Annotated in this window: 21 protein-coding genes; 10 read left to right on the top strand and 11 right to left on the bottom strand. The window is 62.6% G+C overall.

The features are described 5' to 3' along the window. Window positions 1-103: 103 nt before the first annotated feature. The 6 genes from gmd to ACO06X_RS10190 are packed head-to-tail and all read left to right on the top strand — an operon-like array spanning window position 104 to window position 6,256. Window positions 104-1,231, top strand: coding sequence for a GDP-mannose 4,6-dehydratase (gmd, locus tag ACO06X_RS10215; protein WP_421839804.1), 1,128 nt, complete (start codon window positions 104-106; stop codon window positions 1,229-1,231). 1 nt (window position 1,232) lies between these two features. Continuing rightward, window positions 1,233-2,201 (top strand): GDP-L-fucose synthase, encoded by a 969-nt coding sequence (gene fcl, locus ACO06X_RS10210; RefSeq protein ID WP_421839803.1) that lies wholly within the window; start codon window positions 1,233-1,235, stop codon window positions 2,199-2,201. A gap of 9 nt (window positions 2,202-2,210) precedes the next feature. Beyond that, a complete protein-coding gene (locus tag ACO06X_RS10205; protein ID WP_421839802.1) occupies window positions 2,211-3,005 on the top strand; it encodes a WecB/TagA/CpsF family glycosyltransferase in 795 nt (264 codons plus the stop codon). Next, window positions 3,005-4,174 carry a Gfo/Idh/MocA family protein gene (locus ACO06X_RS10200; protein WP_421839801.1) on the top strand — a complete coding sequence of 390 codons (1,170 nt, stop codon included), beginning with the start codon at window positions 3,005-3,007 and terminating at the stop codon, window positions 4,172-4,174. The genes ACO06X_RS10205 and ACO06X_RS10200 overlap by 1 nt, the downstream gene beginning before the upstream one ends. A gap of 23 nt (window positions 4,175-4,197) precedes the next feature. After that, a complete protein-coding gene (locus ACO06X_RS10195; RefSeq protein WP_421839800.1) occupies window positions 4,198-5,109 on the top strand; it encodes a hypothetical protein in 912 nt (303 codons plus the stop codon). A gap of 25 nt (window positions 5,110-5,134) precedes the next feature. Continuing rightward, on the top strand, window positions 5,135-6,256 hold the full coding sequence (locus tag ACO06X_RS10190) for a glycosyltransferase family 4 protein (protein ID WP_421839799.1): 1,122 nt from the start codon (window positions 5,135-5,137) through the stop codon (window positions 6,254-6,256). Between the two features lie 52 nt (window positions 6,257-6,308). On the opposite strand, the gene ACO06X_RS10185 is transcribed toward ACO06X_RS10190, so the two are convergent. Next, a complete protein-coding gene (locus ACO06X_RS10185; RefSeq protein ID WP_421839798.1) occupies window positions 6,309-7,349 on the bottom strand; it encodes a right-handed parallel beta-helix repeat-containing protein in 1,041 nt (346 codons plus the stop codon). A gap of 145 nt (window positions 7,350-7,494) precedes the next feature. On the opposite strand from ACO06X_RS10185, the gene ACO06X_RS10180 reads away from it, so the two are divergent. Genes ACO06X_RS10180 through ACO06X_RS10165 form a run of 4 tightly spaced genes read left to right on the top strand, consistent with a single transcriptional unit; the run spans window position 7,495 to window position 12,632 of the window. Further along, the gene (locus ACO06X_RS10180; RefSeq protein ID WP_421839797.1) at window positions 7,495-9,063 is read left to right on the top strand and encodes an FAD-dependent oxidoreductase; all 1,569 of its coding nucleotides are present in this window, start codon (window positions 7,495-7,497) and stop codon (window positions 9,061-9,063) included. Beyond that, window positions 9,056-9,988, top strand: coding sequence for an aldo/keto reductase (locus tag ACO06X_RS10175; protein ID WP_421839796.1), 933 nt, complete (start codon window positions 9,056-9,058; stop codon window positions 9,986-9,988). Before ACO06X_RS10180 ends, ACO06X_RS10175 begins: the two co-directional genes overlap by 8 nt. After that, entirely contained in the window at window positions 9,988-11,319 is a 1,332-nt protein-coding gene (locus ACO06X_RS10170) for an O-antigen ligase family protein (RefSeq protein ID WP_421839795.1), read from the top strand. The genes ACO06X_RS10175 and ACO06X_RS10170 overlap by 1 nt, the downstream gene beginning before the upstream one ends. Then, window positions 11,316-12,632, top strand: a complete 1,317-nt coding sequence (locus ACO06X_RS10165) for a lipopolysaccharide biosynthesis protein (protein WP_421839794.1) — start codon at window positions 11,316-11,318, stop codon at window positions 12,630-12,632. Before ACO06X_RS10170 ends, ACO06X_RS10165 begins: the two co-directional genes overlap by 4 nt. A 7-nt stretch (window positions 12,633-12,639) precedes the next feature. Here the strand turns inward: ACO06X_RS10165 and ACO06X_RS10160 are convergent, their stop codons facing one another. From ACO06X_RS10160 to leuS, 10 genes are all read right to left on the bottom strand, one after another. Further along, a complete protein-coding gene (locus tag ACO06X_RS10160) occupies window positions 12,640-13,365 on the bottom strand; it encodes a class I SAM-dependent methyltransferase (protein ID WP_421839793.1) in 726 nt (241 codons plus the stop codon). Window positions 13,366-13,399: 34 nt separating this feature from the next. Next, window positions 13,400-14,593: a tetratricopeptide repeat protein gene (locus ACO06X_RS10155; protein WP_421839792.1), complete on the bottom strand. Its 1,194-nt coding sequence runs from the start codon at window positions 14,591-14,593 to the stop codon at window positions 13,400-13,402. A 3-nt stretch (window positions 14,594-14,596) separates the two neighbouring features. Next, window positions 14,597-16,843: a GumC family protein gene (locus ACO06X_RS10150; RefSeq protein WP_421839791.1), complete on the bottom strand. Its 2,247-nt coding sequence runs from the start codon at window positions 16,841-16,843 to the stop codon at window positions 14,597-14,599. 13 nt (window positions 16,844-16,856) lie between these two features. Further along, entirely contained in the window at window positions 16,857-17,549 is a 693-nt protein-coding gene (locus ACO06X_RS10145) for a polysaccharide biosynthesis/export family protein (RefSeq protein WP_421839790.1), read from the bottom strand. A gap of 103 nt (window positions 17,550-17,652) precedes the next feature. Continuing rightward, entirely contained in the window at window positions 17,653-18,972 is a 1,320-nt protein-coding gene (locus tag ACO06X_RS10140; protein WP_421839789.1) for an O-antigen ligase family protein, read from the bottom strand. 316 nt (window positions 18,973-19,288) lie between these two features. Continuing rightward, window positions 19,289-19,555 carry a hypothetical protein gene (locus ACO06X_RS10135; protein ID WP_421839788.1) on the bottom strand — a complete coding sequence of 89 codons (267 nt, stop codon included), beginning with the start codon at window positions 19,553-19,555 and terminating at the stop codon, window positions 19,289-19,291. Window positions 19,556-19,759: 204 nt separating this feature from the next. Continuing rightward, a complete protein-coding gene (locus ACO06X_RS10130) occupies window positions 19,760-21,106 on the bottom strand; it encodes a sugar transferase (RefSeq protein ID WP_421839787.1) in 1,347 nt (448 codons plus the stop codon). 272 nt (window positions 21,107-21,378) lie between these two features. Then, window positions 21,379-22,413 (bottom strand): DNA polymerase III subunit delta, encoded by a 1,035-nt coding sequence (holA, locus tag ACO06X_RS10125; protein ID WP_421839786.1) that lies wholly within the window; start codon window positions 22,411-22,413, stop codon window positions 21,379-21,381. Window positions 22,414-22,420: 7 nt separating this feature from the next. Further along, the gene (gene lptE, locus ACO06X_RS10120; protein ID WP_421839882.1) at window positions 22,421-22,876 is read right to left on the bottom strand and encodes an LPS assembly lipoprotein LptE; all 456 of its coding nucleotides are present in this window, start codon (window positions 22,874-22,876) and stop codon (window positions 22,421-22,423) included. A gap of 31 nt (window positions 22,877-22,907) precedes the next feature. Next, window positions 22,908-25,430, bottom strand: a complete 2,523-nt coding sequence (gene leuS, locus ACO06X_RS10115; RefSeq protein ID WP_421839785.1) for a leucine--tRNA ligase — start codon at window positions 25,428-25,430, stop codon at window positions 22,908-22,910. Between the last annotated feature and the right edge of the window lie 26 nt (window positions 25,431-25,456).

Here is a 25,456-nt window from a genome sequence, read left to right as displayed (position 1 = left end):
GCCAGCTGACCCGGACGCGGTAGCTGCGTTGCAGCATGAATGAACTGCCGCGAAGCGGAATCTCACCGACCTGATGTGCGATGACTTGTTTGGGGAGCAGCAATTGACTGGCAAGAAGGTAGCGTTGATCACGGGCGTAACCGGGCAGGATGGTTCCTATCTGGCCGAGTTGCTACTCGAGAAGGGCTATGAAGTTCACGGCATCAAGCGCCGTGCTTCGCTGTTCAACACGCAGCGCATCGACCACATCTATCAGGATCCTCATGCGCCTTCGCCGGACATGAAGCTCCATTACGGTGACCTCACCGATACCTCGAATCTCACCCGCATCATCCACGATGTGCAGCCCGACGAGATCTACAATCTCGGCGCGCAGAGCCACGTGGCGGTGAGCTTTGAAGCGCCGGAATACACCGCTGACGTCGACGCGATCGGTACGCTGAGACTGCTGGAGGCGCTGCGCTTCCTGGGTCTCGAGAAGAAGACGCGCTTCTATCAGGCTTCGACCTCGGAGCTCTATGGTCTGGTGCAGGAGATCCCGCAGCGCGAGACCACGCCGTTCCATCCGCGCAGCCCCTATGCGGTGGCCAAGATGTACGCCTACTGGATCACGGTGAATTACCGCGAGGCCTATGGGATGTATGCGTGCAACGGCATCCTGTTCAATCACGAGAGCCCGCGCCGCGGCGAGACATTCGTGACCCGCAAGATCACGCGCGGGCTGTGCAACATCGCCGAAGGTCTCGAAAGCTGCCTCTTCATGGGCAACATCGATGCGCTGCGCGACTGGGGGCATGCCAAGGACTATGTTCGTATGCAGTGGCTCATGCTGCAGCAGGACGATCCGCAGGACTACGTTATTGCAACCGGCGTGCAGTACTCCGTGCGCGAGTTCATCACCTGGTCGGCCGGGCACCTTGGCATCACGCTGCGCTTCGAAGGCAGCGGGATCGACGAGGTCGGGATTGTCGAGGCGGTCAGCGGTGATCTTGCACCGTCCGTATCGCCCGGCGATGTCGTTGTGCGCATCGATCCGCGCTACTTCCGTCCGGCCGAAGTCGAAACCCTGCTGGGTGACCCCTCCAAGGCCAAGCAGCAGCTGGGCTGGGTGCCGGAAATCAGCGTGCAGGAAATGTGCCGCGAGATGATCGCCGAAGACCTCAAGACCGCGCAGCGCCACTCGCTTCTCAAGCGGCACGGGTTTGAATTGCCCGTTTCGCTGGAATCCTGACATGCGGGTCTATGTTGCTGGACACCGCGGCATGGTCGGCGGCGCAATCAGCCGCAAGCTGACCGAGCGCGGTGCCGAAGTCGTGACACGCACCCACGCCGAGCTCGATCTCACGAGTCAGGCCGATGTGCGCGACTTCTTCCAGGACGAGAAGATCGATGCCGTGGTTCTGGCAGCGGCCAAGGTGGGCGGCATCTATGCCAACAACACCTATCCTGCCGACTTCATCTACGAAAACCTGATGATCGAGTGCAACGTGGTCCATCAGGCTTTTGCGGCCGGGATCAGCAAGCTGCTGTTCCTCGGCTCATCGTGCATCTACCCCCGCGCCGTCGCCCAGCCGATGCGCGAGGAAGCGCTGCTGACCGACGTGCTCGAAGCCACCAACGAGCCCTATGCGATCGCCAAGATTGCCGGGATCAAGCTCTGCGAAAGCTACAACCGCCAGCACGGCACCGACTATCGCAGCGTGATGCCGACCAACCTCTATGGTCCCGGCGACAACTTCCATCCGGAAAACTCGCACGTGATGCCGGCGCTGATCCGCCGCTTTCATGAAGCGGCCCGGCAGGGGCTGGAAGAAGTGGTGATCTGGGGCACGGGTACGCCGCGGCGCGAGTTCCTCCATGTCGACGATATGGCGGAAGCCTCGCTGTTCGTGCTGGATCTGCCGGACGACATCTATGCGGCCAATACCCAGCCCATGCTGAGCCACATCAATGTCGGCTATGGCGAGGACGTTTCGATCGCCGAACTCGCTGCAATGATCGCCGAAGTGACCGGTTTTCGTGGCCGGATCGCTTACGATACCACCAAGCCGGACGGCACGATGCGCAAGCTGATGGACTCCGGCCGCCTCAGCGCAATGGGCTGGAAGCCACGCGTATCGTTGCAGCAGGGGCTGGCCGAGACATACCGCTGGTATCTGGCGCATGTCGAGGGTGATGCCCCGGCCGAAATCCGGGTCTGAGGACTAAACATGGGTTCGAGCACTCCCCAGTACCGTGTCGACGTTGACGGCTTTCCGATCGACGTGGATCCTCACGAGGAGATTCTCGCAGCGATGGACAAGGCCATCCGCGAGCGTTCACCGGGCCACTACATTTCGATCACCAATACCGAATCCCTCTATCATGCGCGCAGATTGGCGAGCCACGGGAAGTTCATCCGCGGCTCGGACTACTCGCTGTGCGACGGGGTCGGGGTCATCGCCGCAGCCAAGGCTGCGGGCGATTCGATCAGTCGCTACAACGGGCCGATCCTGCAGCTTGACGCGTCGGAATACGGTGCGACGCGGGGATGGCGCCATTTCTATCTCGGCGGACGCGATGGGTCTGCAGAGGAAATGGGGCGGCGGCTTGGCGAACAGTTTCCCGGGCTCATCGTCTGCGGGATCTACGAGCCGCCCTTCCGGCCGCTGACGGCCGAAGAGCGCAGCGAGATGATCCGTCAGATCCGCGAATCCGAGGCGGACATCGTCTGGGTCGGACTGGGGCTGATCAAGCAGGAAGCGATGATCGCCGATATCAAGGATGAGGCCGGCGTGCCGTGGATGGTGGGTGTCGGCGCGTCGTTCGATTACCACTCCGGCCGCGTGCCGTGGGCGCCGCTGATCCTGCGCAAGCTGGGGCTCGAGTGGCTGTTCCGCCTGATCGTGCAGCCCAAGCTGCGCGCCAAGCGTTACTGGTGGTCAGGCGTGTGGATGCTCGGTGCGATGGTGCGCGGCACTGCGGGCAGGGTGTCCGGCGGCGGCGGCAAGCAGCGCCGCGGCTGATGGTTTGGCCCCTTCGTGCGGGCCGGGAATCGAGATTGCAGAAGGGGAATCCGGATGGTTCGCGTTGCACTGGTATAGGATTGGGCAAGATGGGCATATCCCATCAGGCCATCCTGAATTCGACGTCGGGCATCGAGCTCGTCGCAACGTGTGATTCCACGCCGCTCGTGGCGTCGGTGATGGGGCGCTATACCAAGGCGCGCAGCTATTCCGACTACGCCGAGATGCTCGCGAAGGAGCCGCTCGATGCGGTCGTGATCGCAACGCCGCCCAAGGCGCACGTTCCCATGGTGGAAGCGGCGATCGCCAAGGGTCTCGCCATCTTCTGCGAGAAGCCCTTCGTACTGGAAACCGCGGACGGCATCGCGCTCGCCGAGGCAGCCGAAGCGGCGGGTATCGTGAACCAGGTGGGGTATCACTATCGGTTTGTGGGCTCGTTCGTGCACGTGAAGTCGCTTGTCGATGCGGGCATCCTCGGCCGCATCCACCACGTGACGGCCGAAGCTTACGGTCCCGTCGTGCTGCGCCCCAAGACGGGCTCGTGGCGCGGCAGCAAGCAGACGGGCGGCGGCGCGCTTTATGACTACGCGACACACGCGCTCGATCTGCTCAACTACTGCGTCGGCCGGCCCGACACCGTGCTTTCGGCATCGCTGGGCTCAGTCTTCTCCGAGGAAGTCGACGACGAAGTCTATGCCCTGATGGGGTATGATGACGGCATGACCGCGACGCTGCAGGTCAACTGGAGCGACGAATCGTATCGCAAGATGTCGACCAAGCTCACGCTCTACGGCACGAAGGGGAAGATCATCGCGGACCGCCAGGAAGTGCAGGTCTACATGCGTGAACCCCGGCCCGATCTCGGCCTCAACCAGGGCTGGAACGTGCGCTACACGACCGAGTTGACCGAGCCGGTGGATTACTATCTGCGCGGCGAAGAATACTCCGCCCAGATCGAGCATTTCGCACGGCACGTCGCTGCCGGTGACAAGGCCACGCGCAGCACGTTCGCCACGGCGGTCGAGGCGGACATGACCGTCGATGCGATCCGTGCGGCTGCGACGCGCGATGCAATCCGGATCGACGATGGAGAGATGGTCGCCGCTTCAACGCAGACCAGAGCGCGGCCACGGACCGGCCTCGCCCGCCTTTTCGGCAAGTCGCAGTAAGCCGGTCCAGGGGAAGACGAGCAATGGAAAGAATTCTCTTCGGCGATAACCAGTTCTTCGGCGTGAACCACATGTCCGAGGAAAAGGCGCGTGCGCAGGCCATGCGTTTTCAGGACATTCGCGAGATCATCAAGACGCTCGACAATGCCTATGACGCGGGCATCCGGGTGTTCATGTGTACCACGCACGAGCGTGTTGGCGAGGTGTGCGATCACTTCCGCGCCAATCCGGACCGCTACCCCGGTTTCCAGTTCTACCCCTGCATGCCCTACGCGCACAAATACGCCAACGCGGTGACCGAATACGGGATGACCGGAGCGCTTTCCAAGCTGCTGCCCGGCGAAAGCAAGATCGGCTCGCTGCTCAAGGGCGGCCTCTCGCTCGCGCGCATGGACATGGAAAGCCTCGCGGGCATGCTGATCGATGCCGAGATGCAGATGTTCCACGGCCTCAGCACGCCGATCATTTTCATCCAGAACGTCGTGACCGACCTCATTCTCGGCCTCGGCGCCTATGATGCTTTCCGCATGTTCGCGGATCACGTGAAGGCGAAGTACAACGCGGAGCCGGGCTTCATCACGATGAACCTGCCGCGACTGCTCGATGTGCTCGAAGGGATCGGGATCGAGAACCCGATCATCTGCGCGAACATCAACAAGATCGCATTCCGGACGGCGGGCGGCCTCGACAACTACGAGAAGACCATCGCCGAGCGCAAGTTCCGCCCGATCGCGATGTCGATCTTCGCTTCCGGCGCGATCCCGGCGGCGGAGGCGGTCGAATATGTCTGCGAGCAGAAGAACATCGAAGCGCTGCTTTTCGGCGCTTCTTCGGCGGGCAACATCAGAAACACGGTTGACCTGATCAACAAGTACGATGCGCAGTTCGGGCGCGGTAACGCACCGGCCGCAGCATCACCGCAGGTGAGTGCCTGAGGCATCGGTTCAGGGGACAGCAAACTTGAAACGCGTCTGCTTCATCTATCCGCCGTCGTACCACTATCGGCGGCCGTTTCATGAGCGCTTGCGGGAGATCCTGCGTGAAGCGGGCGTGGACTACGTTGTCTACTACTCGCACCTCGGCAAGCGTGACCGCTTCAAGAACGATACTGTGGACATCGAGTGGGGGCGGTGCGTGCCGCTCACACGGTTTTCCGGTCAGGAATACCAGCACGTCCTTCTGGAGGCGAGCGGCTATGATCTCGCCATCGTCCAGCAGGAGAACAAGCTGCTGGTGAACTACGGCCTGCTCGCCTTGTCTCGCCTGCGCGGAAACAAGGTCGCCTATTTCGGGCACGGCCGCAATTTCCAGTCGCGCAATCCGGATGGTGCCGGGGAGCGCTTCAAGCAGTTCTGGGCAACGAAGGCGGATTGGTGGTTCGCCTATACTGATGAGACACGCCGCCACGTTGAATCACTGGGCTATCCCAGCGAACGGATTACCGTCTTCAACAATGCGGTCGATACCACGGAACTGCGCCAGCAGGTGGCGGCGGCGGACGAGGGCCGGCTTGAAGCTTTGCGCCGGCAGTTCGGCATCGGTCCCGGTCCGATCGGTGTGTTCATCGGCAGCATCTACCCTGACAAGCGCATGGGCTTTCTGGTCGAGGCGGCGGACCTTATCCGCTCGCGCGTGCCGGACTTCGAGTTCGTGGTTATCGGCGGTGGTTCCGATTTGCCGTTGACCGAAGAGCTCGCCCGGACGCGGCCATGGATGCACGTGATGGGACCGCGCTTCGGGCAGGAAAAGGTCGATCTGATGTGCGTGGGGCATGTCTTCCTCATGCCCGGCCTGATGGGCCTTGCCATCCTCGATGCCGGCGTCACCGGCCTGCCGATCGCGACAACCGCGTTTCCGTGGCATAGCCCGGAGATCGCCTATCTCGAGCCGGGCGTGAACGGACTGCTGGTTGCGGATTGGCAGAATTCTCAGGCCTATGGTGATGCGGTGGCCGATCTGCTGCTCGATCCGGCAAGACGATCGGCCATGGCGGACGAAGCTCGTGCCATGGCCGATCGCTATTCCATCGAGCAGATGGCGCAGCGTTTTGCCGCAGGTGTGTTCAAGGCCCTCGGGACCTGATCCGATGCGAGGGGCGCACGCGATCCCTGGCGATCTCCTGCGGCATCGTCGCTCAGAACGGGCACCTGCCCGGCGAAGCCTGATCGATAATGCGATTGCCGGACATCCGGACCATCTGCGTGGCGCGCGACTGACGTTCTTCGAGCAGATTGGGGACCGCCGGGTCGAGTTGGATCGTATTGTCGGCAAAGACATTGCCAAGCATGTCGCGCTTGGGCTGGTGCGAGTTTGCCTGGTTCAGGAGCGCCGCGCGCAGGCCGCGGGCGTCGATCCAGTTACCGGTGATCTTGTTGTTGCGCCCGCCGTGAATGTGCATGCCGAAGAGACCCGGCCCAGCGACGCAATTGTTCGTGACCGTGACGTTGGACTCCCAATCGTCGAGATAGATGCCGCGTCCCTTCGAGCTTTGCGGGCCGAAGTCGTTGATGATGTTCCCGGTGATCTGCGAGCCGCTGTTGGTGCCGCGCCCACCGAGGTAGATCGCGCCGCAGTCGGCAACTTTCTTGCAGGTGTGCTCGACCCGGTTGTCGGCAATCCTGATGCGCACACCGGATTGTCCATAGTTCGAGAAGACGCCGATGCCGATGTAGCCGGTATCGCTCACGGTATTGCCGGTGATCGCAAGGTCCTTGATGTTGCCGGATACGAAGATGCCGCCCTGGCTCCAGGCATCAGAGGTGATCCGCGAAACTGCCAGACCCGAAATGGTGACCCGCGCGGGATCGACCAGGTTGATCCCCTGCTTGGCGAAATCGCTGATCGCGAAACCGGTGAAGGAAGCGTCCCGAACGCTCGATCCATGGATCGCATAGGGAACCTTGCCCTGCCCGGTGAGAGCCGCGTCCGGGCCGCCGAGCCACGACGTACCCGAGTCTGCCGGCCCGAGTTCGAGCGGACCGTTCATGACGAACCTCCCGTCGAGGTGAACGGTGCGGGGGCTGGGCAGCTGGCGCGCGATATCACGCGCGCGGGCAAGCGAGGAAACGGCAGTTTGCGGGCTGCGCCCATCACCCGAGGCATCGCCATCGGATCGGACGTAGACATGGGATTCTTCAGCGACGGCTGGGCTTGCCAGGAACAGAACGGCGGTCACAAGCAACATATGGCGATAAATCACAGCGCTTCCCTCGATTGGCTTGTGGTCCCGGCGATGGTGCATCGCACAAGCATCCTTAACCTGCCTTTGACGGCACCGCACGAGGCTTTCTCCCCTTCCATGCCTGTGATACCGCCCCCCTATGCTGCTTGATCTCGAAGATTCCCAGGTCGAAGGACCGCTGGAAGAAGATGTCGTGATCATCGGCGGCGGGGCGGTCGGCCTGTCGATGCTGGCCGACCGCGTCCGGCGCGGCGAACGGACGCTGCTGATCGAGGCGGGCGGTGCGGGGCTCGAGAATCGCTCTCAGGATATCGTGCGCTCCGCCCGGTCCACCGGGAAGCTGCACGAGGGCGTCCATATCGGCCGGTTCCGCCTGCTTGGCGGCACAACGCATTTCTGGGGCGGCCAGCTCGGCCGCTTCGATCCCATCGTGTTCGAGCCGCGTGCGCAGTGCGACGGGCTGGGCTGGCCTTTCACCCGCGCAGACGTGGATCCGTGGTACGACGCCGCGAACACGCTGCTCGGCATGGATGCGGCGATTTCCGACGATTCGGGGGTCTGTGCCAAGGCAGGGGCGCAACTGGCGGACGACCCGGGGCTCGATTACTTCTTCACACGCTGGCTCAAGGAACCGAGCCTTGCCGTCCATTTTGCGCAGGACATCGCCTCACCGCTCGCCACCGTGCTGCTCCATGCGAACTTCGTAGGATTTGCACCGCTGCCGGATGGGCGGCACGAGGCTGTCGTCCGGACGCTCGGCGGCAAGGAAGTGCGCGTGCGTGCGCGGGCATTCGTTCTGGCTTGCGGCACGTTCGAGATCGTTCGAATGCTGCAGCAGCCTTATGTCGGCGGGGAAGCGGCGCCATGGAACGCCAACCCCTGGCTGGGGCGCGGCTACTATGACCATATCGACGTGATTGTCGGCACTGTCAGGGTTGCTGATCGCAAGCGCTTTGACAGCCTGTTCGAGAACGTCTTTCTCGGCGGATACAAATACAATCCCAAGCTGAAGCTCAGCGAGGCCGTGCAGCGCAAGGATGGGCTGCTGCAGGCATGCGGTGCGTTCATCTTCTCGACTTCCTACAAGGAAAATGCCGAGAATCTCAGGCACTTCATGCGCAGTCTGCGGCGGGGGAAGCTGCCGGCAAACTGGCGCGAGCTGCCGCGCCATTTCATTGGCGTAGCGCGTGTCGCCTTGCCGATGGTGGTGCGCTATCTGCGCTCCAACCGGGCGTTTCATCCGCGCAACGCGGCGATCCAGCTGCGCGTGACGACCGAACAGGTGCCGGTGACGCAATCCGAGATCACCCGCGGGGACGAACGCGATGCCCTGGGGCTGCCGGTCCTTTCGCTGAATTGGGCGGTTGATGGCCGGGAAATCGAGACCGTTGCCGCCTGTGCCGAGAACATCCGCGATCTGCTGGCCCGCGAAGGCATTGCAACGGTCGATCTCGATGCCCGGGTCACGGCCCGTGACGCGGCCCTGCTGGAGGAAGGCGACGACACCAACCACCAGATGGGCGGCGCGCGAATCGGTGCGGACCCGGCTACGGGGGTGGTTAATCCGGATCTGAAGGTCTTTGGCACGGATGATGTCTACGTCGCCGGCGCCGCTGTATTTCCGACCTCCGGCTTCGTGAACTGCACGTTCACCGCGATCGCGCTGGCCTTGCGCCTGAACCAGAAGCTGCGAGCCGCGCATGGATGAGATCGTGCTCGCCAATGGCCGGCGGACGACCCGTATCGCCTTCGGCTGTGGCGGCCTTGGCGGCTCGACCGGCTGGACCCCATCACGCAAACTGCTCACAGCCGCATGGGACGCCGGCATTCGCCACTTCGACGTAGCGCCCTCCTACGGGTTTGGTGAGGCTGAGCAGTTTCTGGGCCGTGCCATCAAGGAATTCGGCAGCGCTGCGACCGTCACGACGAAAGTCGGCATCGGTCGGGGCAGTCGGCCCGGGCGCCTTGGGCAACTTGTGCGGAGCACCGCGCGTGTCGGGCTGGCGGCGGTTCCAGGATTGCGCCGCAAGCTTGGCAACAAGATGCGCGCAGCCGCGCCTCGGGGGCAGTTTGGCACCGGTTTTGTCCGTGCATCGGTCGAGGAGAGCCTCCGCGCACTGGGCCGGGAGCATATCGATGTGCTCCTGCTGCACGAGGCATTGGCCAGCGATCTGTCTCCGGAACTGCTCGAGCTGCTGTCTGAATTTCAGCGGGAGGGAAAGATTGGTGTCGCCGGCGTCGGATCGCGCACCGAGAGCCTTCAGGCCATGTCTTGGCCGTTGTCCGCACCGCTGGCCATGGCACAGGGCGTCTGGCGACTGGATGGCCAGCATCTCGCAGCTTCGCCTGAAATGGCGACGAACCGGCATGGTGTCGTGCACAACCTGCCGCAACTGCGATCGATTCTTGAGGCCCATCCGGCCTTTGCCGCAGAGGTGACCGACCGGACGTCCATCCACTGCACCGAGCCACGCGGCGCCGTGAGCCTGCTGATGGCTCTCGCGCTGTCCGAGGCTCCCGGCGGGATGGTGATCGCCCAATCGCGCGATCCGGGCCGAGTGAAAGAACTGGCGAATGCCCGTGCGCTGTCGTCGGCTGCCGAGATCCTGACTGCGTTGAGAGGAATGGTCTGATGCGGCGAAGTCTGCTTTCGCAGTTCCCTCTGGCGTTCTTCACCGTCTATCTGGCGATGGTCAGCAATGCCTTCTATCTGGTCTTCGTCGACCTTTCCGATGTCAACAACGTCGGCAAGGCATCGGAATCACAGGCTTATGTCGCGATCTGGCTGACACTCTACGTTGTGTTGATCGGCGCGATTGCTTTGATCAAACCATTGGCCATCCCGAAAACGTGGATCTTTGGCGGAATCCTGACCCTGACCTCGGTCGCTGCCTACGTCACCAACGGCGTCGAGATTTCCAGCATCGTGAAACTGGTGAGCCTCGTTCTGACCATTCTGTTTGGCGGCTGGGCCGCCGACCGCTTCAGCAGCGACCGCGTGCTCAGTATCTTTTTCAGCCTCGCGGTGGTCCTCACCGTCGTACACCTGCTGCTCTATCCGCTGCTCGCCAACGCCGACTTTGCTGTCGTGTACGACCGTCTGCAGCGCAACACCCTCCTGGGCACAACCCCGTATGCGGGCATTTTCCCGCACAAGAACCTCGCGGCGACATTCTTCGTGCAGGCCATCGTCATCGGTGTGGGCATGGCCCTGTCGCCCGGCGGCAAGTGGACTGCTGGGCTGTTCGTTCGCCTCGGCATTTTCATGGTGGCGCTGCTGCTCAGCGGTGCGGTCAGCCCGATCCTGTCGGGAGCACTGAGCGTGGCGGTCATGTTCGTCGGGGTGACCTATCAGCGCGCTCCGGCGATTGCCGGGCTGGTCGGCGTGGTGGTGGCCGCTGTCATCGTCGCACTCGTCGTATTCCCCGACACCTGGCTGGAACTGTTCAACCGCGACGATACCTTCACCGGCCGCACCTATCTATACGAATCCTGGTACAGCTATTTCAGGGCGCAGCCGATCTTCGGTTATGGCTATGGCGAGGCGTTCAACGGCACCGACAACTCGCTGGGCGAGGCGCTGAACGCCGGAACCGGGCTGTGGTACTCGCGCTATCAGAACTTCGAGAGCGGGTTCCTTCAGGCCCTCATCGAGTTCGGCCTGATCGGCGGTGCGACCTACGCTGCAGCGTTCTACTTCGCCGGTCGCTATGCAGTGCGGGCCGTGACCGACGGCAGCGTCTCCTATGCTCTCGTTCCTCTGGGCGTCTTTACCTACTGCCTTGTTTCCTCGCTGAACGAAGTGCCGATCGTGGTGCCGAATACAACCACGCTGTTTCTTCTCTCGTTCCTGTCTGCGAAGTATGCTTTGCAGCCCGCAGGGTTGAAGGTGGACCGCCGGCCGGGCGGTCGCAATCGACCGAACGATCGCCGAGTGCAGGCACGAGGAAACGCCCTGAGGTGATTGCCCAGCTTCGCCAGCGCGGTGCGCAGGTTCTGTCCAGATGGTTCGGGCCAGTTGTTTTCGGGGTGATCGAACAGATTGTTCTTACCCTCGTCAATCTCACGTTTACGGCCATCATGGGGCACTGGCTGGGCGCACGCGCGTTCGGCTGGCTCAGCATCGCGTGGGTGTTGCTGCAATTTCTTGAAACATCGAGCATGGGCCTGTTCGGCGATGCGGTGCCAGCTTCGGCCCGGCGCCTTCCGAGCAGTTCCCAGCCTGCGTTCCGGGGGACGTTCCTGAGCCTGTCCTTCGGCTACTCGCTACTGATCCTGACGCCGCTGGTGCTCGCATGGCCTGCTGCGGCCTGGCTCGGCGCGCCCGAGCCGATGCTGATCCCGGCGACTGGGCTCGCGTTCGTCGGACTGCGCGCACAGAACGCAGCGCGGCGGCTCTACTACCTCTCGGGCTTGCGCAAGGAAGCTGCAGCCGCCGCGATCGTCAACGCGTTGTCGACCGCTACCGGCGTCCTGTTGCTGATCTATGTCTTCAAGAGCCGCAATCCGGCCCACGCCATGCTGGTTGTGGCGATGGCAAACAGTCTGGCGGCGCTCGTTCTGTTTGCTCAGCAACGCGCCGTGCCGCTGTCCCAACCGACCCGGCAGCTGGTCCGCTGGGCGCGCAAGCGCCTTTGGCGAACCGGGCGCTGGCTGCTGGTATCGAACGCCATGTCGTGGATCGGGAACTTCGGACCCGTTGTCCTTGTCGGGGCCATCATGGGCGTTGCCGCGAGTGGTACGCTGCGGGTCATCATGACCCTGACAGTTCCGCCCTCGCAGCTGGCCATGGTGCTAATGTCGATCATTATTCCGCGCACCGCGGCAAAGTCGCATGCCGAACTGCGGAATCGGGCGTGGCCGATTGCCCTGCAAACGATGGCGCTGATCGGAACCTGCTCGGCGAGTTATGCGTTGGCGATGATCCTCGGCGGCGAGACGCTGACCCGCCTGGCGTTCGGCGAACCGGCAAACTCCATCGATCAGCTCACGATCGCGCTCGCGACCTTGGGGTTCACGATGGAGGCGGTCCGCTACGGCTGCAACGTCGTGCTGATCTCGCGCGGGACCACCTCCATACTCACTGTCGGTCAGACCTGCGCGTTGATCAGTGCGCTCATCCTCGTACCGATTGGCACGATGCATGGTTTTGACTGGGTTATCGCCGCAGGTGTATTCTCAAATAATATCAATACACTGGTTGTGTTGTTCTACTTTGTGTTGATCAATCGCCGCCTCGCCGCAAGCAGACGCGCTACTGCGAGCGAGACAGCCTAGAGCAGCCTCAGCTGTCGTCTCTGCGGACAAGGTGGAAGAAGTGGCGGCTGTGAACTTCCGGGCTGAGCGCCTGCTCCGCAGCGATATCAAAGCCCAGCAGGTCAAACAGGGAGCGCCATTCCTTCAAGCTGCGGAAAACACCGCTCTTGTCGTGGTAATAGCCCCAAATATCGTCCTGCGCGGTCTCCTTGGGGTCCTCAAGCACAAACATGTGCTTGCGGCTGATGCGCCTGGCATCCTTCAGCAGCTGGATTGTGCTCGACGACGCGTGGTGGAGGACGAACGAGAACAGCACGATGTCGAAGCTCTTGTCTTCGTAATCGAGGCTTTTGCCGTCAAACTGCCGGATCTCGAAATTGTGCTTGGGCCGGATGGCGATATCGCACAGCTTCATGTCAGTGGATTCGATGATGGCGGAGATGTAGGCGCTGACGCAGCCGAAATCGGCACCGACATCGAGCCACGACATTCCCTTGAACGTCGCCTTGTTGTCCACGAGCCACTTGAAGAACGCCCCATCGCGCTTGAACCTGTACGAGGGGATATCAAATCCAGCATCGAACTGCTCGCGCAGCAGGGTTTCCGGAATCTGGAACTCAGCAGCAATGGCTGGGAAATCATCCGTATTCTTGAGGGCGAGCGCGATCTTCTGATACTTGTAGTTCGGGTTCTCAGTCACCGCTGTAAGGGGAATTAGAGCGACCCGTTTGCATAGATCCACAATATTGGACATGGCACTGCGCCTTTCATGAAAATTAGTTGCTAGCTTAGGGCTTGGCGGCAACAAGGCTCACATCGTCAAGACGGATGGGTGCCTTCGGGGCCAACCAGAATACAAGTTGCCTTGCCGGACATTCGGCATCGACCATGAAGTCCGCGCTCCACATGCCCGGCTTGCCGTCTACGGGTTTCCCCGACACCGCCGTGCTCAGATCGGGCTTGCAGGCAAGCGAAACGCTGAGCCCGGCAGCCTGCGCCGAAGCGGTTTGCGGCGTTTGCCAGGTCAGACGATAGCGGCCGGGCTTGAGCACGACCAGCTGGCGAATGATCGGAAGCGTAACGGCCGCCGTCACTTCAAGCGCAAGACTGCGACGGCCGGCGCCGTCATCGAGCAGCGCAATGGCGGCGTCGCCGCGGTTGGAAAGCTGCCAGTCAAAGCCCGTCGTGGGCTTCATCGTATCGAACTGCTCGAAGCTCCCGTCATAGACGAGTGAGCTCGAGGTTTCACAATTGAGGCGCCAGACTTCCTGCGCGACATCAAGCTGGTTCAACTTTATGAGCGACTGGGTGATGTTTTCCGTCGCGCCGCAATCCCAAACGCCCTTGCCTGCGACCCGCATGATATCGACCCGCTGCTGGATCTGATCGGCGGGCAGGCCGTTCACATCGCTGACCATCTCGCGGGCCCAGATCGGCGTCAACTTCAGGCGGTCGGCCAGTGCGGCCCGCCCTTCAGGCGTCGATGCGACCGCTGTGATGAAGCGATCGCGGTTCTCGTCGGTTGGTGCCTGTCTCAGCAGAGCATCGAGCCGCTCGGCTGCTACTTTGTAGTCCCCATCCTGCAGCGCCTGATCCAACCAGTAGATCTGGGTCATCGAATCGCGCCAGCCGAGCTGTCCCGAAACCCGGAAGGCGGCGTGTGCTTCGGCAAGATGCTGCGAATAGAGTTGCGCCTGCCCCAGGATCGAGATTGCCTGCGCGGAAATTGGATCGGAAATCACGGCCCGGCGAGCATAGCCGATGGCCCTTTGCGGACCGCGCTGGACGAACGCCAGAATGGCCTTCGCACGGGCTGCACCGGTGTCGTAGGGCCAGCCGACGTAGCTGGGCGAGTTGGGAAACTCCCGGCTTTCGCGGTCCGTGCCGCTCAGCAGGGCTGCAATTGCCAGGCCCATGAGGCCCAGCACCATGACAGCCCTGCGGATCCGCCCGGCTACGCTCAGGGCACTCGCATCCGGCATCGATCAGTTCGCCGAGGTGTTGCTGTACTGGTAGTAGTTGTAGCCGTAGTACTCCGAGTAACGGTTCCCCATGTCGGTCGGATCGAACTTCGTCAGCACCGCACCCAAGACATTCGTCCGCATGTTGCGCAGGCGGCGCAGCGAGGCCTTGAGCGATCCGCGGCGGCTGCGATCGGACTGAATGACGATCACCACTCCGTCCACCAGTGCGGCCATGAGCGGGGAGTCGGCGAGACCGAGCACCGGCGGGCTGTCGAGCAGGACGAGATCGAAGCGTGCGGTGAGTTCCTCGAGCAGCTGCGTCATGCGGCTGGAACTCAGCAGTTCGGTCGGGCTCGGCGGGATCGGGCCGGAGGTGATCACCTTGAGGGTATCGAGATCGGTATCGCGCAGGGCCTCATCGACCGTGCTCTGGCTGGTCAGGATGCTCGAAACACCGCAGCTGTTTTCTGCGTTGAGCATCGGGATGGCGCGATGCAGAGGCGGACGGCGCAAGTCGAGGTCAAGCAGCACGACGCTGCGCCCAAGCCGCGCCATGCCCCGCGCGATCGCGATGCTGGTGGTCGACTTGCCTTCCGATGGCTGCGAGCTGGTGACCAGCATCGTCTTCGGAAGGCCCGTCGCTGTGGAGTACAGCAGGGCGCTGCGAAGCGAGTTGTACCCTTCGCTGATGGGGGACTTGGGGTCCTCCATGGCCACATCGATGTCACTGTCCGCAGCAAGCGGGATGACGCCGAGGAGCGCCATCTGCAGCTTGCCTTCGACGTCTTCCGGCACCTTGACCGAGTCATCAAGTTGGGTCCGCAGGTAGATGAAGACGGCCGCAAAACCGAACCCGAGAACGAGCGAGATCAGCAGGTTGCGCAGGAGGTTCGGCGAGCTCGGGCGGATCGGCGCGATCGCCGGATCGATGATCGTGATGTTGCTCGCGCTGATGCCTGCCGCTGCGTTGAGTTCCTTGTAACGCTGCAGCAGACCTTCATAGACGGTACGGTTCGTGTCTGCCTCGCGTTCGAGCAGGCGGTACTGGACCAGCTGGTCCTGTTCAGCGAGCGAGGAGCTCTTGAGCTCGGCGACCTGCTGCTTGAGGCTCCGCTCTGCCTCCACGGCGGCGTCAAACTGCTGCTTGACCGAGGCGCGGATGCTGCGCGCAACATTCTGGATCTGCGCATCGATCACGCCGACTTGCGCCTTGAGCTGCTGGACAGCCGGATAATCTTCAAGGTGGTTTGCGCGCTGCCGTTCGAGATCGGCCATGTTCCGAGCACGTTCGGCCAGAAGGGACGCAATTGCCGGGTTGGCCAACACGTCAGGCGAATTGAGCGCGCTTCCGCTGTTCATGAGGTGCCAGCGGCCTTCCGCAGCGATGCGGGCCGCCTGCGCCTGGTTGGCGGCGGAATTGAGTTCGAGCAGACTGGTGGTGGTTACCGAGCTGCCGACGCGGCCGCCCTGGCTCATCACGTTGTTGGCATCGCGATCGCGAATGAGGCCGGCCTGACGGGCGTAGGCGTTGAGATCACGCTCCGAACGCTCGAGCTTCGCGCGCGCTTCGGAAAGCTGCCCGGAAATGAACTCGCGCGCATAAGTCGAGCTGTCGAAACGCCGCTGCAGGTTGGTCTGGATGAATTCCGAGGCGAACGCATTGGCGATCTGGGCTGCCATTTCGGGCTGGGTGCTGATGAAGCTGACCGTGGCCAGACGCGTGTTGCGCGGCAGATCCACATCGCGAGCCTGCTCGATCGTACGGATCGTGAGATCGTCAAGCTCGGCGCGTGTCAGGTCACCGGTCGGCTGGCGCACACCCATGGCATCATAGAACTTGGCGTTGCCGACCAGGCGCAATTTCTGCGCCACGCGCTCGGCAAGCGCCCTGCTCTTCAGAATATCGACCTGGGTGCGCAGGAAGCGGTCGGTATCGGTTGAATTGACGATCGGATCCTGCGTCGTGTCGTCCTGCTTCCCGAGGATCTGCGCAGACTGATCATTGATCTGCAACGTCGTTACCGAAGTATAGCGCGGTGTTTGCAGCATCGTCACGACAACAGCCAACGCCAGCATCGCAGCGACAATGATGCCGATGATGAGCAGGTTTGCCCTGATGATGGCGATGAGTTCGCGGATGTTGAAGGAAGGTTCGCCATCGAGGTAGGCATCGGACTCCCTGTAAGCGCCATAGCCGCCATTGGCAGCGATCTGCTCGGGAGCGAGGACTGTTTCGGTCTGGCCGGAAACTGGGGTGATCTGCTGCACGATACCGCCGAGGTTAGAATCGAGTGAAAACGTTGAAGATGGGGGCCGCCTGCAGGAAGTCGCGATAGATCGACTTTGCCTGCGAGAAGCCTACGACGACCACGTCGCCGCCCAGAATCTGGGGATCCGGATCCTGACCCGCACGAATGCGGGCAACGTCGAACCGGGCCGCCATGCGTTGGTTGTTGAGCGTCCGGAAGACCACGACCTGATCGAGCTTCGCGATCCGCGTCGGGCTCTGCGCCAGTGCGATCGCGCCGAGCAGGGTGGTTTGATTGTCAACCGGATAGCTACCTGCCCGCATCACCTGACCTTCGACCGTGACGGTCTGGCCCGGCTGTTCGATGACGTTGAGGGTCACTTCGGGATCGCGCAGGAACCGCGTTCCGAGCTTTGTTGCAATCAGGGTCGAGGCCTGCGCCGGCGTCAATGTTGCAACATGAACCGGCCCCGCCAGCGGAACCTGAATGAACCCCGCATCGTCGACCGGCAGCCTCTGGAATGTCAGATCAGGCTCACCAAACACCGAGAGCGACACGACGTCGCCCGGGTTGATCAGGTATTGGGTCGGAGCGACTGCCTTGTCGATCGCCGGGATAAGCGCATAGGCCGCATCCCTCGCGGGAAGTGCGTCATAGAGCTGCGACGAGCAGGCTGAAAGGCTTGCACTGGCCAGCAGCATGAAGATGGCCGCGGATTTCTTCACAATTACCTATGCCCCTTGGCGAGAACGAGATCTGAACACTTGAAACGATGCCAGCATACTTGGCCCAGCGCAACATCCGATGAGGGCGCGAGAATCCTGCGCATCATTGCCGACTACGCTGCGCTGCAGCAGGTTCGAGCAGCATCGCTACCGCAACTGCGGTAAGCGCAGCAAGCGACATGCTGCGCATGGGATAGTCCACAACCGCGTGAAGTGCTTCAATCAGCAGGAACCCGATTGCAAACAGCACCTGAGCACGCCGCGATGCAGACGCATCCGACTTGCGCGCCGACATGACGGCTCGCACGATCAGATAGCCGACAATCAGCAGGATCACGCCAAGGACGATCATCCCCGGAAGCCCGGCTTCAAGCACCCATTCGAGCCAATCGTTATGCGCGCGAACTGGCCGGGTGGTATCGACGACTTCAAGCCGCTCGGCAGCTTCCAGCATCGGAACAATGGTGCCGATGCCGCTGCCAAAGGGCCAAACCTGGCCAATCGCGTACCAGGTATCGGCCCAAAGGTCCCAGCGGGCCTCACGGACAAGTGAAAACCTTGCCACCACTTTCTGGACGGACTGCAATTGCAGCAGCAGCCCACCGCTGACAACCAGGACGCCAAGTGAGCCGGCAAGTCCGTAGAGCATAGTCGAGCGTTTGCGCAGCATTGGCCACAGCATGAGCAGGATGAAGGCAAGGGCAATCGTCGACAGCGCAATGCCCGTGCGCGAGCCGGTCATGAATTGGCCGACGAGGAGGCCGATGAGGACCAGCACGAGCACGGTCCAGGTCAACCCGTGATTGCGGCCGTCGCCCAGCCGCGCAGTCGCCAATACGCCCGTCGCCAGCATGGCGGCGAGCAGGATGTCCGCCTGCGCGTTCCGGTTGGCCTGAAAACCGACAAGGAAGCCCTCGCTGAACTGGTTGTAGAGCGACCACTCGAGCCCGGCAGTTCGCGACAGCTGCAGCACGCCGATGGCGAGAGAAAGGACGCCAACCCCGACAATCACGCTGCACAGCCAGTTGCGACCGCGCAGGGAAAGGCGGCTTACCTGCAGCATCAGCAGTACCGGACATAGTGTTGCGAGCAGCGAGGCAAATGTGCGCGCCGGAGACATCGTCAGCGGCATCCACGACTTGTCAGCCTGAATGAGCGCGAGCGACTGGGCTTCGATCGCGCGGCCGGGAAGCGCCTGCCATGTCGACGGGGGCAGCGGAACGAGCTGGAGGATCGGAATCACCAGGACAAGGCCGGCAAGGAGCATAGCTGGCACCTGCACGGGCCCGAGGCCGCGCTGCCAGCTTGAGCTGGCGACAAGCGGAATGAGGATCAGGGCGGTGAGCACCTGAAGCACCATTTCTGTCTGCGGATTGACCGTGCCGCCGCCGCCGAGAACCATGGCGAGGCCGACGAGAGCCATGCAGAGCGCAGTTCCGGGAAGTGGCCGTGAACTGAGAGGGGGAAGCTTGTCCGGGCTTCTGCTCGACGACGTGCGGGTATCATCCCGACGCATCTCGCCAGATCCCTTGATTGCCTGCGCGCCCGACATATCAGTGCCTCCCTGGCAGACGGTCTAGGATTCGCGCCAATTAAGGGCAACTCCTAATGCCGGACCCCGCAGTCCTGACATTGGACACTCGATCACGGCGTAAGAGCAACGCGTGAGCGGCACTTGCAAGAAGGGCTCGCAAGTCGATACCGCGAGCCCTTCCAAAACATTGATCAGCGTGGAGCGATTAGCCGCCGTTGCTGTCGCTCGACTTGGTCGCTTCGTAGATGGCGAAGCCGACGGCGCCGCCAGCCAGCAGGCCGAGGCCGATATCTTCACCGGACACTTCACGCGATTCGCGCTTTGCCGGGGCAGTGGTGCGAACGGCCTTGAGGCGCTTGACGGAAACAACGCCCGGAGTTGCCGCAGCGGCGCGGACCGGCTCAGCGTTTGCGGCCGTGCCAGCGAGGACTACGCCAAGCGTAGCGGCACCAGCGATGGCGATCTTGAACATGCTCATAGTCCCACACTCCATTAACTTTACGGAAATACGCTTAGTACGCTTTAGTGATTCGATCAACCCGAATGTTGCATCGCATGCGCATTGTTGCTGCGACTGCGAAGGACGAAAAATGCCGCGCGTTGAAGCACATCGAATCCGAATATGCTGCAAACTCGCAACCGCAAACGCTTCGGCGCACCACAGGAACGGCTCGCCTCAAAACGCACGATCGTGAACCAGAACGTTGACGGTAGCAAAAATGATGCGGATATCGCGGATGGCCGTCCAGCCATCGAGATACTCGAGGTCTGCCTGCAGACGGCTGCTCAGATCAGCCTCCGAATCGGTCGCCCCACGTAGTCCACGGATCTGGGCAAGGCCTGTCAGACCCGGCTTGAGCGAGTGGCGCAACAGATAGCGCGGGTCGACTTCCCAGAACCGCTTCTGGCCGGCAAGCGATCCGATCGCATGCGGGCGAGGCCCGACAATGCTCATGTCACCGCGCAGCACATTGAGCAGCTGCGGTAGTTCGTCGATGCTCGTCTTGCGGATAAAGCGGCCGATGCGCGTGATGCGGTCATCGTCGCGGCTGGCTGACCGGGCTCCCGTCGCATCGAGCTTCTCGACGCGCATGGAGCGGAACTTGTAAATCCAGAACAGGCGGTTGTTGCGGCCCTGGCGCTGCTGCATGAAGAACACCGGGCCGCGATCCTCCAGCCAGATCATCAACGCGACGACCAGCACAATCGTAGCACTGCCGGCGATCGCAAGATCCATCGCGCGCTTGACGCCGCGTGCCCTAAGGCCAAGCGGTCCCACGGACACGACAAGCGAGCCGAACCCGTGGCCGAACCCGGCACCGAGCACGCCCAGTTCCTTTACTTCCGGATCAACGATTTCACCGCAGATGTTCGAGCCCTTGAACACCATCGCCCAATCCTTGCGGCGTTCCGGCGGGCAGGTCACGATCACCCGATCCATGTTCGTCATGAACATGCCAAGCCTGTCGAGCATGTGCGGATCGCTGCGATCGGGCCGCAGGCGATGCTCGCGCGTGTCGATATGCCAGGCATGCGGAACGCGAACCGGGCTTCCGCCATCATCGATCACCAGCACGTTCTGCGCAGTCGGCCCGCAGCCAGAGCGGATGATCGGCTGTGCAACCGCTCGTGCCCAGGCCATGCCGCCGGCAATGACGAACAGGCTGGCCACCGTGGATACGCGCGAAAACTGCTCGCTCGACTTGGTGAAGAACGCGATAAAGATCATCATCGTCAGCGCCATGGCCATGGCCATCATCGAACGCGACTGGCTGTACCGCAGAGAGGTGAGTGCCTGGATCGTATAGGCTCGCGTCATGAGCGCCGCACCCCAGTAGAGAGGCACATAGAGTTCGATCTGCTGGACGGTCTGCGGGTCATTCGCATGACCTATGTAGAGCAGGCTGACGAGCAACGAGGCGCCGACGATCACCATGCCGTCGATCAGCAAAAGCAGCAGATAGGCCTGAAGACGGCGCTTCTCGAGCGACGGCGCGAGCGGCAACTTGAGCTGGCGCTTCACGCCAGATGGCCCATCGCCCCCCGAACCGGTGAGCGACGCGACAGTATCTCTGTCTCGCTGCAACGTCGTCATCGTTAAAGCACCTTTTTGAACCGCTTGAAATCAGCGTTCCGGTTGTGCGACCCGGAAGACAAAAGTTCTTATAAGCAGATTCCTCGATATTGGTAGGAATGCTGCGTTGCAATACGTACAGCGTTATCGGCCAAAAACAAGCGAGTCGGTGTGATCGCCGTCACAGCCGGTCCGACAGGAGCGGCAACTCGTCGGAAAGGTCAGCGGGCCGCTGCCCGTGCAATTTCAGCAAGACTTTGAGATAAAATGATTTCGCCATTGCGGTTGTCCGCAAGGATCTGGCGGTGCAGGTTCATCAGCCGTTCAACGAGTCGTCCCAGCTTGCGTCCGCGCCAACGCCGGAGTTGCTGGGCGAGATCGGGTTTGTCCCGAAAGAATACACGCCGCGCAGCCATTTCCTGCTCAAGAAACGCGTTAACATCGCTGCGACCCCGCATCCGCCCCGCGAGTTGCGCTAGTTGTGCTGCACGGCGCTCGAACGCAAGAAGCAAGCCGACTGGATTGAGTTCGAGCTCCTGCATGCGTGCCAATTCGGAAGAAAGGCGCGCAATGTCTCCTGCCAGTACGGTGTTGACCAGGGGCATGAAGCTGTCGTCTTCGCTCACTGCAGCGATGGCATCAAGCGCGGCTGTATCAACCCGCCGTGGCGACTCGGGGCTCGCATCAAGATAGAGCGCCAGCTTCTCGATCTCGCCGCGTGCCATACGCGTGTCGAGCGCCGCGCCGCGGGCAACACGCTCCGCCAGTTCGTCGGTCAGCAGCAGACCAACCGGATCGGCCATTTCGCGGACCGCGAGCGTGACCGAGCGGAGATCCGGCGGATGGAACATGGTGACAAGTGCGTCAGGCCGATCGACGAGCAGCTTGGCGATGCGTGACTTGTCGGTTGCCGAAGTGGCGAGAATGAATACCGGCCAGCCCTTGATTGGGCTGGCAAGCAGTGTCTCGACCGCATCATGGATTTCATCGCCCGAACAGCGGACGTGGATCTGGCGCTTGTCGCCGAAGAGCGACACCGAACGCGCTTCGTCGGCCAGCCGTACCGGATCCCGTCGCAGGTCCGCACCGGCCAGTTCGATCCGCTCGAATTGGCCTTGCTGCGCGGCAATGTGCGCGGAAAGCCGGGCTGCTGCATCTGCCGCGCCGGCTTCATCAGGGCCACAGAAATAGAAGACCGTTGCATCCGCAGCGGCACGCGCAATCTGGCTGGCGAAGTTCTTCTGGGTCGCCTTCACGGCGCGCTCAGCCTGCCTTGCGCAGCTTCGTGGCGACGCGGGTCACGATCTGGTCGGCCACCTCGTGGCTCAGGTTCTCGAGAGCGGTCTGCTCTGCCGCGATCACCGCATATTCGCTCGAGACGATGTCGATGCCCGCATCGGCACCTGCGGTTGCGTCCAGCACGATCTCACCGCTTGTCAGATCAACGAGCTGATAACGCGCCCGCAAGGTCCGCCGCTCGCGGGTCACCGCATCGTTGGAGAGCAGGCCGAGGCCCTGCAGTTGTTCGTCAAGACGAACATCAAGCCGGTAGCGCGGCGCGCTCTGCGCACTGGCACCGAGCCGGTCAACCAGAGCGGCCCGTACAAGCCATCCTGCCTTGCCCTCGATGGATGTCACGTCGACGCCGGCGAGCGCCTGCGCAACTTTGCCGCTGCCGCCGCTTGCGTACATCGGCTGAAGACCGCAACCGGCCAGCATCGCCAAAGGCGCAAGGGCGGCAAGGAAGACTTTACGCGACAAGGTTCACCAGCCGATCAGGCACCACGATCACCTTCTTCACTTCCGCCCCGTCCAGCGCACGCTGCACCTTGTCCGAAGCGAGAGCAAGCCGTTCGAGTTCCTCGCGCGGCGTTCCTTTGGCGACGGTCAGCGTGTCGCGCAGCTTGCCCTTGACCTGCACGGCGACCGTCACTTCATCATCGACCAGCAGCGCCGGATCGACTGCGGGCCAAGCCGCATCGGAAACCAGCCCCTCGCCCAGCCCGGCATGAGCTTCCTCGGCAAGGTGCGGCATCATCGGGGCAATCAACAGCAGCAGCGTGTGGATCGCTGCGGTGCGGTCGGCGGAGGGCGCGGCCTTCTCGGTCGCGCCGGTCAGTTCGTAAATGCGCGCCACGGCCTTGTTGAAGCCAAGTGCCTCAATGTCCTGCGCCACGGCATGGACGGTCTGGTGCGTCTTGCGCCGCAGTGCGAGGTCCTCGCCTGTTGCGGCCGCATCCGCTGCACCGAACAGGCGCCACAGCCGCTGCACAAAGCGCCAGCAGCCTTCGATGCCCGCTTCCGACCACGGCAGGTCGCGCTCGGGCGGACTGTCCGACAGCATGAACCAGCGAATCGCGTCGGCGCCATACTTCGCGACGATCTCGTCGGGATCCACCACGTTCTTCTTGGACTTCGACATCTTGATCACGCGGCCGATTTCGACCGGCGCGCCATCCGCCTTGAGCGTTGCGCTTTCCGCCGTGCGCTCGATTTCGCCGGGCGAGAAGAACACGGGCTGGCCGTTCTCGGGATTGCGCCGTTCGTAGGTCTCGTGCGTCACCATGCCCTGCGTGAACAGGCTGGCAAAGGGCTCCTTCACCTCCAGCTTGCCGATCCGCGCCAGCGCCCGGGTCCAGAAGCGGGCGTAGAGCAGGTGCAGGATCGCGTGCTCGATCCCGCCGATGTACTGCTCCACCGGCAGCCACTTCCTGATCGCCTCCGCATCGAATGGCGCATCGCCTGGCTGGCTGGCAAAGCGCAGGAAGTACCACGACGAATCGACGAAGGTATCGAGCGTATCGGTTTCGCGCCGCGCCGGGTGGCCGCATTGCGGGCAATCGACATGTTTCCAAGTCGGGTGGCGGTCGAGCGGGTTGCCGGGCACGTCGAACGTGACGTCCTCGGGAAGCACGACCGGCAGATGCTTCTTGGGCACCGGCACCACGCCGCAGACCTCGCAGTGGATGAACGGGATCGGCGTGCCCCAGTAGCGCTGGCGCGAGACGCCCCAGTCGCGCAGCCGCCACACGGTCTTGCCCTCGCCCCAGCCTTCAGCCTCGGCGCGGGAGATCACCGCGGCCTTCGCGGCAGTCACGTCCATGCCGTCGAGGAAGCGCGAGTTCACCAGCTTGCCGGGGCCGGTGTAGGCCTCGTTGCCCTCGAACACGGGATCGGTCTTGTCGCCATCGGCGACAACCCGGACGACTTCGAGGCCATACTTGCGGGCGAAGTCGATATCGCGCTGATCGTGCGCGGGGCAGCCGAACACCGCGCCCGTGCCGTAGTCCATCAGCACGAAATTCGCGATATAGACCGGCAGCGTCCAGCCACTGTCGAGGGGATGCAGCACCTCGAACCCGGTGTCGAAGCCGAGTTTTTCTGCCGTTTCCAGCTCGGCGGCGGTCGTGCCGCCCTGCTTGCACTTCGCGATGAAGGCCGCTGCCTCGGGCGAATCCTTGGCAACCGCCTGCGCGATGGGGTGATCTGCAGCGATAGCAACGAAGCTTGCGCCAAACAGCGTGTCCGGCCGGGTCGAGTAGACCTCGATGTCCTCGGCCAGCGGGGCTACTGGCTTGAAGCGGAACTGCAGGCCTTGCGACTTGCCGATCCAGTTCTCCTGCATCGTGCGGACCTTTTCAGGCCACTTGTCGAGACCGGAGAGCCCTTCGAGCAGCTCGTCGGCGAATTCGGTGATCTTGAGGAACCACTGGCTCAGCTTGCGCTTTTCGACCAGCGCGCCGGAGCGCCAGCCGCGTCCGTCGATCACCTGCTCGTTGGCAAGCACGGTCATGTCGACCGGATCCCAGTTCACGGTCGATTCCTTGCGGGTGACGAGGCCCGCCGCATAGAGATCGAGGAATAGCGCCTGTTCGTGGCCGTAATAGTCCGGCTCGCAGGTCGCCAGCTCGCGGCTCCAGTCGAGCGCGAAGCCGAGGCGCTTCAGCTGTGCCTTCATGTTGGCGATGTTGGCGCGGGTCCAGCCGCCGGGGTGGACGCCCTTTTCCATCGCGGCGTTCTCGGCCGGCATGCCGAAGGCGTCCCAGCCCATCGGATGCAGCACTTCGAACCCGCGCATGCGCTTGTAGCGCGCGAGCACGTCGCCCATCGTATAGTTGCGCACGTGGCCGATATGGATGCGCCCCGAAGGATAGGGGAACATCTCGAGCACGTAGCTGCGCGGCTTGGGCGAGGCGTCGTCAGCCCGGAAGGTCTGGCGCTCGTCCCACGTGCGCTGCCAGCGCAGATCGGCGGTGGCAGGATCGAAGCGCATGGATTCTGGGCGAACGGGTTCTGGTC

The sequence above is a fragment of the Novosphingobium sp. genome, from assembly GCF_965229225.1.
Taxonomy (GTDB): Bacteria; Pseudomonadota; Alphaproteobacteria; order Sphingomonadales; family Sphingomonadaceae; genus Novosphingobium.
Note: the sequence above shows the minus strand (reverse complement) of the source record. Positions and strands in the feature narration are given on the sequence as shown.